The sequence below is a fragment of the Porphyromonas macacae DSM 20710 = JCM 13914 genome (assembly GCF_000379945.1).
In the GTDB taxonomy this organism is placed as follows: Bacteria; Bacteroidota; Bacteroidia; order Bacteroidales; family Porphyromonadaceae; genus Porphyromonas; species Porphyromonas macacae.
The window spans coordinates 80,332-93,922 of record NZ_KB904125.1 but is presented as its reverse complement, the minus strand read 5'-3'; the positions used below and the strand labels follow the sequence as shown (position 1 = coordinate 93,922).

The following is a 13,591-nucleotide window of genomic DNA, read 5'->3' as shown; positions in this document are numbered from 1 at the left end:
GATAGTTGATTTAGGGAGAATGGAGTTTTGAAACACCTCCTATATGTTAGGCTTGACTCCGGTTCTGCAGAACTTAATTACCGTAAGGTATAACCAGTTTGATTCCTTTACCCCTGAGCGTAACCAGTTTTTTAGCTTCTACGACTTCTTCCACGATCAGCGAATATTCGCCGGTCGTATACTTGTCGCTTACATTAACAAAAGTGATCTTAGAAGTGACCGTTTGACCTTTCTGAGGAGCAGCAACAAGAGGAATCAACACGCGTTTCTGGTCGAATTGCAAACTTGGCGAATTTGAGATCCAGGCCATTTTGCCTGCTCTATAAGCATGCATCACCACAGGGAAATAAGGCCTAAGGGTTTTACTTGTCGTTGTATAGAAACCGACTTGCTCAGACACATTATTTTCAGCCTTAACAACGATCTTAAGCTCTTTAGACGGTTTATTATCCTTGGTTTTGAAAATGAGCTTGGCCTCACCTTCGTGGTTCGCTCTGAGTTTGAGCTTGCCGGTTTTAGCATCCCATTCGTAGACAATAGCCTCCTCTGTGTTCAGGGCTTCGACTTCGGCATCGTCTCCACCTCCGATAATTCTGATATCCTGACGTTCCTGTCCCGGATAGAGACGAATCTCCTGCTCCGAAATATTGATTTCAGCTCTCTCCACCTTGACCGTCAAGGTCTTCCGGCGGTCATGAGATCTGAGCGATACAGTCGTTTCGCCATAGTTGAGCGCCTTGAGTTTGAGATAAGTTCCGTCGATCTTAGCTTCAAGTATTTTGGAATCTTTAACTGTGGCAGAAAATTTGCCATTTCCGCCGGAAAGAGCAATATCACGAGTTGTCTCCTTCTCCAATACAACTTCTGTTATATTCTCTCCTATTTTGATTTCCGGAATTATCTGAGCCGGTTCATCTTTCTTACAGGATATAATCCCAATTGCCAGCAATACGGTGAAAAAAAGTATACGTTTCATTTTGTTCCTTTGTTCTTGATTAAAAATAGTCATATCCAAGGCCTGCCATTAAATCACATCGAGATTATAGGTCAAAGTCCATACCTTATCGGCTCCCTCGTCGATTAATATCTTAAGCTCCTGTTTCCCTTTTCTGGGGAATTTCAACTGATAGCCCTCTGGTGTTACCTTCACACCGTCGATCCAATAGGTAAAATTGGCTGAAGCATTATACAAATCGTAGTAGAAGAGGTTAAGCGTTCGAGGTGCCGTACCAATCTTATTCAACGTGCGCAGATAAGGCAGACGTGTGATGTCGTTGTCTTCTTTATTAAAACTATCGGTCTTGATATTCAACTCCCGGCTATATTCTGAGTGATGTTTTCCTTTGACAGCCCTAACCTTCACTTTGTAGGATGTTTTAGGTGTTAAACCTGTCAAAATATAGTGAGACTCTTTGACAGTAATCGGTGCTCGGCCGTCTACGACAACCTCAAAGGAAACCTCTCTGTCATCCTCTTTGCTCCAAGAGAGTTCAATCTCTCTTTGGAAGGCGTTTTCCTTAACAACGGGAGTATTGAGATTGACATCCGGTTCTACCGCTTTTTTCACGAGTGAAAAGTCATCAAGGAAAATACTACCGGGTTTTTTACCAAAAGTAATACTGCTGGGCAGACGTAGTTTAATATCGATAAACGCAATTTCCTCACCCTGCTTTTCAGGCCGCAAATCGCTCTTACTTACCTTAATAACCACAGTATGTTTCTGCCAGTTATTCCCCGGTTTGACCACGGAGTTTTCAATGGTTTTACTTCCTAATGAGTTATACCCCCCGGCTGCATTATAATATCTTATCTCCACAGGCAAACTGGCTTTGCTTAGATTTCCACGATGCCAGTAAGAGAGGATAAAGGTGTCACCATCCTTGGCCTCATATTTCTGATCAAAATCCCAATCTTTATCATACATCCCGAGTCTTCCTTCCTGACCTCCGGGCGTTATCTCGATACAATTTTTCCCTCCATGCGGATTATCTTTCACGATAGGAGGATTAGGCTTCAGGCCGACAATTGTTTCCGGAATAATCCAACGATCCAGTTTTTCAGGATGGTTTTTTCTAAAAAGTTCAAACCCGGGGTTATACCACAGGTTTTTGTCCTCTTGTGCCAAAAGATTTTTGGGGATGAGCAAGCATCCCAAAGCCAATGCCAATACAATCTTTTTCATCATTCTAACTAATTATTACTTTATTGTTTTAAGGGAGGTTAGTTTATTTTGACATGTTCTTTTATCTCATTCATTATTTTGTTTAACTCTCCCTTTTTCGTTTCTTTATCGATCAGCCTTTGATAATTCCAGAAACCGCCTTCTCCGAGAAGTCTTTTCTGAAGATTCTTCACCTTATCATAGGAAATAAAGGGTTTGCCATTCTTGTCTTTGAGGAACTGCAGGGCATAAATCAGACCATAAGCATCGGAGAGCATGGGAAAAGCAAAAGGAGGATATTCATAGAGGTTAGCCATCGTGTTACCTCCGAGTAGCAAATGCTGCAAACGGACAATCAGAACATGAGCGATCTCGTGCCTGATGGTCTGTACATGTTTGGGTAACATATCATACAAGTGGTAATTGATATCGATACGCCCTAAGGTAAAAGCCAAATCCAGCTTACGGGCACTTCCCCTGAGTTCTATAATTCCTTCGCTCAAGGCCAAAGCTCTTATGCCCTGCATATAGTAGCCATAGGCAAGATCCCAATGATGCTCAAGGGCCGTATAATTAGCTCCCTTTATAAGCACCTGGTTTTCATGATCGGCTTCTATGCTTTTGTCAAGAATAATCCGATCATCAAGATGTACATTGAGGATTTGGTCTATATTCATTGCTCCCAAGATGAAACCCTTAAGTGCCTGAGAGACAACCAAACCCGATTCATCTACAAACGTGAGTCTGCCACTCTGACTGCCATCGATGTACCCTGTTTGGGAAGGTTTAGCCTCTCGACGACGATGAATTGCAGGATTTTCCGATCCTAAACCGGATATGTACGCTATGGAAGCAATCAAATTATCGATGTCGGAGTTGACCCGCCGAGTATTGCCACTATGCAAGTCGGATTTGGCCAAATAGTCCCTGGGAGCGTAACCATAAAGCCCCTGTTCGAATATCGTACGCACCGTATTCATCTGCTCCTGATCTCTTATATAAGCTTGATCAAAGAATCTTTCGTGAAGCTCTCGAAGCGTAGAGCTCAGCAAATCGGGCTCCTGCGTATCTACACTGCTTTCCTGATTGCGTGTAAACTTATACTTCGGGTCCTGTTCCTCAATTTGCAAATCACCGGTCTCCACCGTTTGAAGAAGAGATCTTTGGCAAGAAACAAGAGAAATCCCCGATATAAAGCAAAAAAGTAAACCTTTATTAATTGAATTCATTATATTGAAAGACTTATGGTAGAATAATATATTCGCAGTAGGGTGCCGGGATCGGGTTCGGCCCTTCTTTATTCTGAGACTGTTCGACAGAAAGCGTAGGTACTACAACTAAGCCGTCTACCGATTTAGCTGAAATACGGGCCTTAATCATCGAGCCACGAGGTGCGACACCATTGACGCTCAAATAGAGAGGATAACCCGAGCGAACCGTAAAAGTCTTGACCAACTCTTTATCAGCGGTAAGAATATCGGTAGCACTATCGTCTGCCGGATTGGAAGTAGCAATACCCAGCTCTTTGTTCGGGCTGATGTACCGGACCGTATAGTTGGCGGAAGCTGCGCCCGGAGGTTGAGTGTAAGAGCATCGAAGCGTTACGACATAGTCCCGGGCATCCTCTTCGATATTTACCCCCGGATACTTATAAGCACTGAGTGCCATTTCCGGATCACAGGGCATTACGTTCATATCCTCAAATGACGTTTCGGGCTTGCTGATCCCGGGAAAAGGAAACAGGGACTGATAGTCTTCGTCGCTTTCATCCACAGGCTGTTTGCCGCATGAAATCATAATCCCTAAGAAAAAACACAAGGATATTACTCTGCGCCATCGAAACCCGGGTATCCTTGAAGAAAGCCTCGAAGGCAGATCATATAAGAAAAATATTCTGATGCGGTTCATTGAGTTGTTTATTATTGTTTGTGAGTATCTATGATCTCTGCTATATAGCTCGTAGGTTCTCCTTCAGGGAAAAGATGTTTGCTCTCGAAATGGAATTTCTGAAACAATGGGTCGTAGACTGAAACAAGCTCAGCCACAAACTTATCGCCTTTGCGTTCAAAATCGAAAAAAGTAGTCTTGTCATCATAACTAAAGCCGGGTCTAAACGAAAGTCCCTCTTTGGTACCTGTATAACCCGATCCGAGACCATTGTAGCCCCTGAATATCGGATCGTACTTCTCTCTATAAGAAAGGAATATATGGTACCGTCGCCTATTTCGCTCAAGCTCTTTCTCTTTATTTTGTTCGTCTCCCGGTTTTTTGAAAGGGACATCGCTTTGAAAGAAGATCCTGCTTCCCCGACGAATCCGGATCTGCGGATGCACCATACTCTCGAAAAATTTGCGATTCTCAAAAGCCTGTTCGGCTCCACTCTTCCATTCTTCGGCTGTTTTGAGCGGAGAAAGTACGATGTAAGGTCTGTTACTATCATCCGAAACCCCGGTGGTAAATATAAGATTGCCCCAATAGTCTCGATAACGATATACAAAGTCCGATACACCGCCAAACTCGCTGTTGACCAGCTCATGCAGGGGAGCATGAGTCGTAAAGCTGAGCTGAAGACTACTGCCCAAACGAATATCATACTCGGCAGAAGTAACATTTTTAGCTTGCCGGTCGGTGAGGTCGGCCTTGATTTCAAGGCGATTGCCTTCTGCAAATTTAATTAGCATCAGGTAGCCACCGTAACCATATTTATCTTTGGTTACATCCGTCCAGTCCAAACGAGTCGACGGGTTTCTGAAAAGAAGAGAGTCTACTCTCGGAAAGTACTGCAATTGCCATCCGTGAGGTGCGGATACGAGTGTTTGTTTGAAATTCTCGATATGACGCTCCATACGCTCTGCAGGAGAACGGTCGAAAGCATTATCCTGCTTGCATCCTACTGCAAGGAGAGCGTATAACGGTAACGAAAGCAAAAAATTTCTAATCATAGGATACATTCTTTACTTGGTCTTATGTAGCTTATAGTAGGTATCAAGCTGTTTGAGGCTCAAGAGTTGCAAGCGACTAAGGCTGATCCCTACATCCTGCTTGAAATAACGCTCTACAAAAGCACGTTTCTCCCTGAGTACACGATAGGCTTCCCGGGCCTCCTGCACAGATTCAGGCTGCTCCGGATAAATTGGTCGTGCGGCCGTGCCCTCCGCTTCTTTGAGCTCTACAGCCGTATGCAAGAGCAGCGTACTGATAATCTCTGCAAACTCATCCTCCGGCGAAGCCATAGAATACAGCGTATAGAATCCCCGCCGATGAGCATAAGGGCTAAGGCCGACTCTTCTATATACATCGGCAGGAGAAGGAGCAAGAGGCAAAGCTCCATAAGCCTTGGGATTGATCGAAAGGAAAGCATCCCGATTATAAGGAATATGCTCGATAAGCCGGCGAGCGAATTGATGATGCAGGCTACGCATGAGCCGATAGACATTCTTTTTATCCGACGGATCAAAGGTGTTGACATCAAAAGCAAACATCTCATTACTTGCGGTCTGCGGATACCACAGCCTCATGAGCACTTTATTCTCCTGCATTTCGAAGCCTCCCAACAAAGTGATACGAATAAGACCTTTATCCCTGAAAAAATCTTTACCGCCGGATTTCTCCAGAGTGTACAAATCGAGCAAGAGCATCTTAAAAGCCTCAAGCACAGGCTTTACCTGTTCGGTTTTAGGAGGAATGCCAAAACTGCCTGAGGGTAAATGCTCTTTTTGCCACCGGTAAAGTGTCTGTATATTGTAGGGTTTGAATGAATCTATCGCCCAACGATCAAGTTCGGTCGCAGGTACTTGAGGGTAATATCTGTCAATTACACTATCCGAAGCCAAATGTTCTTTTTGGCATGAAGACAAGGTTAAGCACCCTGCAAGGATAGCCGTTAAGCATATTTTATGATATATCGATTTCATACTTTAATTCGTCATTAACGGGAAATGAAAAGCAAGGTAATCCAAGATCTCCCGCTTGTTTAATTATTGGTATGTACTTCATTACGAGGATTAGGTTTTAATCCTCTGCGAATAGCTTCGGCAGGAATCTGTAAAACCTTACGGTAATCGTCTTTATCGAGAGGGCGATAAAGCGGATGACGGCTATTGCGTTTGATTGCTATGTAGAAACGTCTGATGTCGAACCAACGAAGCCCTTCGTGCAGAAATTCTTTCTGACGAAAATCCAGAATAATCTTGAGAAGCCCCAATTGCTTACGTGAAACGCCGTAGAAAGGGCTGATACTATTGTAGAGATCGCTCTTTGAATTCGTATAGACATTGCGACTGCAAGGCGGAACCATATGATATTTCGTTTGCAGAAAAGTCAACAAATCGTCTATAGCCGAATCGTACTGCGAAAGCATCGTATAAGCCTCCATACGGTTGAGCAAAACCTCATCGACCGAAAATAAAATATTGGTCACATACAAATCGCGAGGACGAGTTCCGGTGCTTCCGAAAAGAGACAGTTCACCGAACTTAGCCGTATATACCCCTTCTTTGACCGGTGAAGGTGAAGAATTGAAAACATAGGCCAGCGCCAGATTCAGCTTCTCATAATCCGTACAACCGGCAAATCCCCGTCCATTGTAAATCTCTTTCATTTCGGCCAGAGTAGTACCATAGGTCTGAACAGGTAAATCGCGTGCCCAGCGGGACTCGGTAGTCGCAAGTAAAAGATTGGACGGTTCGGTCGTAGCATTATAGCGTTGATGCAAATTAAGACGATTAAAGCGATATTCCTTTTCATAGGAAATCCAATCTCTGATCAAAAGTTTAGGAGTCGCACCCAAAACATAGTTGGCATATTGCACGACCTCATGCCACTGTCCTTTCATCAAATAAAAGCGCGAAGCAAAAGCATAGGCTGCTTTTTTATTAAAATGATATTTGGGTTTACGGTAATAGTTGTCGTTGACCAGAGTAATCCCGAGTTTGAGATCCTCCTCGATCCGATCATAAACTTCAGCCACAGTGCTGCGGCTGTAATCGACCAAAGCATTCTTCTCCGGATGCCTCAGATAAGGAATACCCATGGCCCGCTTGGACTCTTCGCCCCGGTAGGGTTCAGCCCATATATTGACAAGCATAAAGTGCAGATAAGCACGAAGCAGGAAAGCCTCGCCATACAGAGCCTTCACCCGGTCGGTTTTAGGATAAGCCTTGAGAAGCTCCAGAGCCTTATTTGCCTGAGCGATACCACGATAGCAGGCATTCCAATAGGCCAGAGGAGTATCCAAGTCTTCCTGATCGTAGTCCTCCCAGAAATACATAGCTTCGTTAAGCTGGTAGTGCTCGCCGTAAGTTCTCTGCCCTACATTATCTGTCCGTGTCTCCAAAAAAGGAAAGTAGCTGGCATCGGGATAAGCACCTGTGAGAAGCTCCGAAACCTTCTCTTCGCTATCGATGGTAATATCGAAAGAAGAATCGGGTGTTACATCGAGATACTTGTTACACGAGAAGAACAAGGCAGCAAGAATGAAAAAAACTATCTGTTTTTTGAAATTAGTCATCATCTTCTTTCGTATTTTAGAAACCTAAATTGAGTGTAAGGGTATACTGCCTGGGCGTAGGCAGAGCCACTCCACCCGACTTGTAAAACTCAGGGTCTTGACCTCGAAGTCGAGGGTCCGAATAGATCAGGAATGGATTGGTAACATTCAGACGGATATTGGCCGAATGCAAATAGAGCGACTTAAGCACAGATTCAGGAAGCGTATAAGCCAGAGAAATATTCTTCATCCTGACGAAGCTACCGTCGGCCACCTTGAGCTGAGAAAAATTATAGGTATTGTATGCACGTTCCAGACTCTCTCGCCCAACCTCTCTAATCAGATCGACAGAAGGAAGGGTCGGTACATCAGTCTTATATTCGTCACCCTGCACCAGCCAGCGGTCATAAAAATCTTTAGAAAAGACATTGAGGTCGCCAAAGGCCGGATCAAAAGTCGGATTCAATCTGATTTTATTACCGGCCTGAGCCGTTACGAAGAGCGAAAGTTCCCAACCTTTATATTTAAAGACATTGGACAGGCCACCGATAATATTCGGTTCGATAGGTCCGTGATAGATCAAATAGCTTTTTGAATACTGCGTATCCAGAAAATCGGCTCCCGTACTGGATGCAAATTTGTGATTGCTCAAGGGGTAAAGTCCGAAATCGAAAATGGGCAACCCCTGGTCGCTCAACCGCTGAAAGTTGAAAGAAAAGAGAGACCCTTTAGGATAGTTTTCGATATTGCCACGCCCACGACCCGCAACCATATCGAACGTATTGGGCGTATTGAGCAAACGAGTGATCTTCTGATTCATATAGCTAAGTGTAAGGCTCGAACTCCAGCTAAAATTATCGGTAAGAATATTCTTGGTATGCACAGCCAGCTCGATACCTCGTGTCTGCATGTCTCCGAAATTGGCATACTTATAGTATTCCCCTCCCACACCGGAAGTTCTGATCAGGTCGATCAGGTCGAAAGCATTACGCTGATAGAGGTCGACAGTTGTACTGATACGATTGTTGAACCATCCGGCATCGATTCCGAGGTTGAATTCGTACATCTTCTCCCAGCTGAGGTCTCTATTCTCCAAATGAAGGATACGCAGAGCATTTTCTCTGTCGTCGAACGAGAGCCTGTTGATAATGGTATTCTCGAAAATAGCATTGGAGTTAAGTGCCTGTTCGTTCATCTTAGCCGTAAGGCCATAACTTGCACGCAGGGCAAGTCTGGAGATATGCTCAACATCCTTAATCAAGTTCTCTCGATCGATATTCCACTTACCACCTATATTCCAAGTGGGGAGCCAACGGGAACGCAAGCTACGGCCGGCCGTATTGGAGCCTTCGTAATTCACTACGGCATTGAAAATGTATTTGCCTGCATAGCCATACGTGCCGCTCCACGAAGCAGTAACACCGCGTTCGTAACGCTTGTTAAGCGAAAAATAGTGATTGCCTTCACCGATAAGCTTTTGGAAGATGAACGGATTACCGAAAATCTGATTACCTCTATCATATTGGATACCATAACCCTGAAACGGATTGATGCTGCGATCGGCATAACGAATTTCGAAAAAAGCAAATCCCTTGATATCGTGTTCACCGAAGCTCCTGTTATAGTCAAGGGCTAAACGCCCCAGATAGCTGCGAAGTTTGGTTTCGGTCTTATTGTAGATACCACCATGCGTAAGAGCGATACGAGGCTGTAACAAGGCATTGCCTCTATCATGCAACAAATAAATATTCTCTCTGGCCACACCGGGGGTTTCATTGGCCCGAAAGGCCTGCACGACATTCGAGCCTTCATGGATCTGATGCTCTATACTTGTTGTAGCGCTGCGTACAGATACAAGTCCTTTCGCTTCAAGATGTTTATTGATTTTATAGGACAGTTCTCCCTGCAGTTTGAAGTCAAGAAGATCGATACCCATCTTGTTATTGTCGTATTCATTCAGGATATTGAATGGAGCCCAATTATTGCGATAATACTCCAGATTGCCACGTTCATCCCTTGGCCGCAGCGTACGGCTTGTTCCCAAAGCATAGGCAAAGGGGTTGATATCGAAATCGCGCTCAAAGCTCCCGAGAGTGGTATTCTTTTTCTGTGGTACGGTACCCGGGGCTTTCTGCTGGCGTAAATTACCCTGAGCCGAGAGCGATGCCGTGATCGATTCGCTGAGAAAAAAATTAGTCTTGAGGTTGGCCGTAATGCGTTTTACCTGATCGGCAAGAGTCCATCCTCCATCGTGGAAGTAACCGACAGAAGCGCGTGAAGCTACCTTGTCGGATCCTCCCGTAAAACTGATGTTGTGGCTCATCGTCGGCGTGAGGGTAAAGAGTTCGTCGAACCAATCGGTATTGGCATACTCATAACGCTTAAGAAAATCTCTCGTGGCCTCTATCGTATTGGGCAGAAAGAAACCTCCTGTCTGCGGATCCGGTTTCGTATAAGCTTTATAAAGCAAATGAAAAATACCCGAACGACGGCCATAAAGCGACTCCCGGAGCCCAAAATGCCCCTTGCCCTGCATCTCAAGATAAATGGACATGGTTTCCTGTGAATTGAGCAAACCGAAGTCTTTATAATCAGGTTTAAGACGAAAACCGTATTCGGAAGAATAATTAACCCGATTGGGCGAATTTCGCTTTCCGCTTTTCGTCGATACCACAATTACGCCATTGAGTGCTCTCGCACCGTAAACAGACGTAGCTGAAGCATCTTTGAGCACTTGAATATCTTCGATATCCGAAGGATTAAGCCCTGCCACTGCCGAACTGATCAGGGTCACAGCATCACCCGAAGCCAATTGATCCAAACTAAGCGAAACCAAATCCTCATAAACAGCTCCATCGATGACCCATAGCGGCTGCACATTGCCGATAATAGAGGCGCCGCCCCGGATATTGATGCGAGGCGCCGAACCGAAACTACCCGATATATTTTGTATCGACAATCCCGGTACACGCCCCTCCAGCATACGAGAAACATCTGCTATCCCCTCAAGTTTGATATCCTGAAGTTTAACGGATGTTGCAGCACCCGTATAAACACGGTTTTTAACCTTCTGGTAACCCGTTATCACCACTTCGTCCATCAACTTGGCATCTTCTCTCAACTGTATGTGCAGATAATCCTTTGTAATCTTGACTGTTCGGGTTTTCATTCCAATAAAACTGAACCGCAGGTTCTGCCCCAACTGGGCCGGCAGGCTGAATTTTCCCTGAACATCGGTAACAGCCCCGGTTTTGGTCTCTACCACAACGACGGACACCCCTGCAAGAGGTAACCCCTGGTCGTCTTTAACTTCACCGGCAACCTGTATTTTACCCTGCGCCAAAAGTCCCAAAGGATACAGGAGAATAAGTGTAAATATCAAGAATATATGTAGCAGTTTTTTCATAATTCGTTTTGTCATTCAAACGTTAGAGTCGTGCATTCACCCCGAAATAGAGACCAAAAGGATGCCCCGGACGTAAACCGGAAGGATGTCTGGAAGTGAGATAAGCCGTATTGAGCAAATTGATTGCATTGGCAGTAAGGCTTACGTGCCTATGAACGTGTACCTGCGCAGAAGCATCCCAAACGACATGTGCAGGCACAAGGTCATGCTTGGCGATAACACCTTGCCCCGGCTTGGTTCGCATATCCGCATTGTAACGGCAGCTTACATGCAGTTCGCCCCATTTGTGTTCGACACCCAATTGTACGTTGACCGAGTGTTTATAGATATATGGGATTTCATCCCCCTCATCCACTTTACCCCAAGAGTTACTTACAAAAGAGTTCTTGATTTCAGTATCAGTATAAGTATACGAAAGTTGCACGGGCAGGCGCAGCTTCCAGCTCTTGGGCAGAGGCTGATAACGCAGCATAAATTCCGCTCCCTGTACAATGGCTTTACCGATATTGAACTGCTCGAGCGTACCCAACCCTCCGGAAGCAGCAAGGTCGCTTCCGAGCATATTGCTGTAATTGTTGTAAAAACCGATAAGCTCCACATGCAGATCACCACGAGTAAATCGCCCTCCGAGCTCCATATTGATACTCTTTTCAGGCTTTTGCTGTTGGAACCCACCTTCAGGAATCAGGCTTCTGTGCGGTACCACACGTGGAATATCCGTTACTCCCGGAGGTGCAAACCCCTTATGCACACCGAGGAAAACAGATGCACCTCTCAGGAATCTGACGTTAACCCCGGCACTGGGTATCAATACCCGGGCCATATTAGAAATTTCATGACGGCGCATGCCGGTCCGGCGCGGATCATTCTTACCCATGTCATTACGGTTAAGGTGAATATCCTCATAACGTAACCCGGTGGTAAAAGTCAGTCTGCCGTAAGCAATCTTGGCCAACAGATGGCTTGCCAATGCCCGAGCGGAAACGATGCGATTGGCCTGCTCCCCATGAATACCCGGCAAGTAAAGGCTCATTACGCCATCTTTCATCGAATAGGCATCATCCCACTGATAGCGATCTTCCTGATCTACGTGATAGCGAACACCACCCTCTACGGTCAGATATGTTCTCCCAAAACGGGTTTTATACTCAGCCTTGGCTTGAACGCCGGAAGCATGATAGCTTCGGTTATTTGCTCTGACGATAAGACCTGCACCATCATAGTCGGCACGTCCGGTAAGAATATCGAAATAAGCGGCATTGATTTCCGGTTCGGACAGAACCGACTCGAGAGAACGCTTTTCACCGGCAGTCACTCCGGCACGAATATCGTTGAGTTTATACCAGTTACGATGGAAATAATTATAATAGGCATTCGCTGTAATCTGAAGTGAATTACGCAGTTTGAAAAGGTAGGTTGCCACCCATTGTTGATGCTTTGTCTTGATATTGTCCATCTGGGAACCGGCATAACGCAAAAACGGATTCCGGTCAAAATCTTCTTCACTCAACCCTACATAGGTTTCATCCGAATGCTCATTGGCATAACCGAACTTCAGTTCCAAAGCATGATTAATATCTTCGCTATTATCCGTATTGACCCTGAACTTGGCAATCACATCGTTGCGTACCAGTCCGATTCCGTCAAGAGCCTCATAGCGTTTGAATCCATCGGACTTCATGCGGAGATATTCGATCATATAGCCATAGTACCGATGGCTGTTCCCCACAAAGCCATGAGCCTTAAGCGTACCATAACTACCGTAAGAGAGGGCAAGTTTGGCATCAAGCCCGGTGGGTATCGGGGTCGAAACCATATTGATAGCTCCGCCCGTGGTAAAAGGCCCATACTGCACCTGACTGCTACCCTTGAGCACTTCTACAGCATGCATACGGGCTGCATTGGGAAAGTAATAAGCTGCAGGAGAAGCATAAGGAGCCGGAGCAGCCAGAATACCGTCCTCCATAATCGTAATACGCTCGCTTCGCTCGGCTTTGGTACCGCGCAAAGAAATATTGGGACGAAGACCGAATCCATCTTCCTCATACATATTGACACCCGGAACGGATTTAAACATTCTGTTGATGTCTGTGTAACCGAGTTTTTGGATTTCTACGGGCGAAATATAGTAAGCTGAGCCGGTCCGGTTTTGGGCTTGAAATTTACTGCCAAGTATGTATTTCGACTGTACTACTACTTCCTTGAGATGTCTGACAGAGTCGGTTTCCACCACTGTAGTCTGAGCAGACAGACTGAGTGAAGCTATACAGGCAAACCCGACAAAAAGCTTGATATACATAGTTATTGATGGTCATATATTAGGTATAGCCATGGCGCAACCTTGGCTCTTTATACCCCTATTTTATTTTCTGTGCACAACCCCAAGCATGATTATGAATGCTGTATGTTGTTCTTTGCACACTTATTTTTTATTTGTGCAAAAGTACTTCCTCGCAGGCTACGTATACAATCGCCACTATTAGGTAATTTTAATACAGCATCATACATATGCGATACCTATTAAATGGGGCCATTT

General features: G+C 45.1%; 9 protein-coding genes. All 9 read right to left on the bottom strand.

Translation table 11 applies throughout. The annotated features are described in order from the left end of the window. Positions 1-73 precede the first annotated feature (73 nt). A complete protein-coding gene (locus tag A3GI_RS0103510; protein WP_018360092.1) occupies positions 74-976 on the bottom strand; it encodes a hypothetical protein in 903 nt (300 codons plus the stop codon). Between the two features lie 48 nt (positions 977-1,024). Beyond that, positions 1,025-2,185: a fibronectin type III domain-containing protein gene (locus A3GI_RS11145; RefSeq protein ID WP_018360091.1), complete on the bottom strand. Its 1,161-nt coding sequence runs from the start codon at positions 2,183-2,185 to the stop codon at positions 1,025-1,027. A gap of 35 nt (positions 2,186-2,220) precedes the next feature. Continuing rightward, positions 2,221-3,306, bottom strand: a complete 1,086-nt coding sequence (locus tag A3GI_RS0103500) for a DUF4856 domain-containing protein (protein WP_162151367.1) — start codon at positions 3,304-3,306, stop codon at positions 2,221-2,223. Between the two features lie 97 nt (positions 3,307-3,403). Beyond that, positions 3,404-3,958 carry a hypothetical protein gene (locus A3GI_RS0103495; protein ID WP_025079523.1) on the bottom strand — a complete coding sequence of 185 codons (555 nt, stop codon included), beginning with the start codon at positions 3,956-3,958 and terminating at the stop codon, positions 3,404-3,406. Positions 3,959-4,080: 122 nt separating this feature from the next. Further along, positions 4,081-5,103, bottom strand: coding sequence for a DUF4302 domain-containing protein (locus tag A3GI_RS0103490; RefSeq protein ID WP_018360088.1), 1,023 nt, complete (start codon positions 5,101-5,103; stop codon positions 4,081-4,083). 12 nt (positions 5,104-5,115) lie between these two features. Further along, on the bottom strand, positions 5,116-5,994 hold the full coding sequence (locus A3GI_RS0103485) for a putative zinc-binding metallopeptidase (protein WP_018360087.1): 879 nt from the start codon (positions 5,992-5,994) through the stop codon (positions 5,116-5,118). 140 nt (positions 5,995-6,134) lie between these two features. Further along, entirely contained in the window at positions 6,135-7,670 is a 1,536-nt protein-coding gene (locus A3GI_RS0103480; RefSeq protein WP_025079522.1) for a RagB/SusD family nutrient uptake outer membrane protein, read from the bottom strand. Between the two features lie 16 nt (positions 7,671-7,686). Continuing rightward, positions 7,687-11,055: a SusC/RagA family TonB-linked outer membrane protein gene (locus A3GI_RS0103475; protein WP_018360085.1), complete on the bottom strand. Its 3,369-nt coding sequence runs from the start codon at positions 11,053-11,055 to the stop codon at positions 7,687-7,689. A gap of 22 nt (positions 11,056-11,077) precedes the next feature. Continuing rightward, positions 11,078-13,360, bottom strand: coding sequence for a TonB-dependent receptor family protein (locus tag A3GI_RS0103470; protein ID WP_370446001.1), 2,283 nt, complete (start codon positions 13,358-13,360; stop codon positions 11,078-11,080). Positions 13,361-13,591 lie beyond the last annotated feature (231 nt).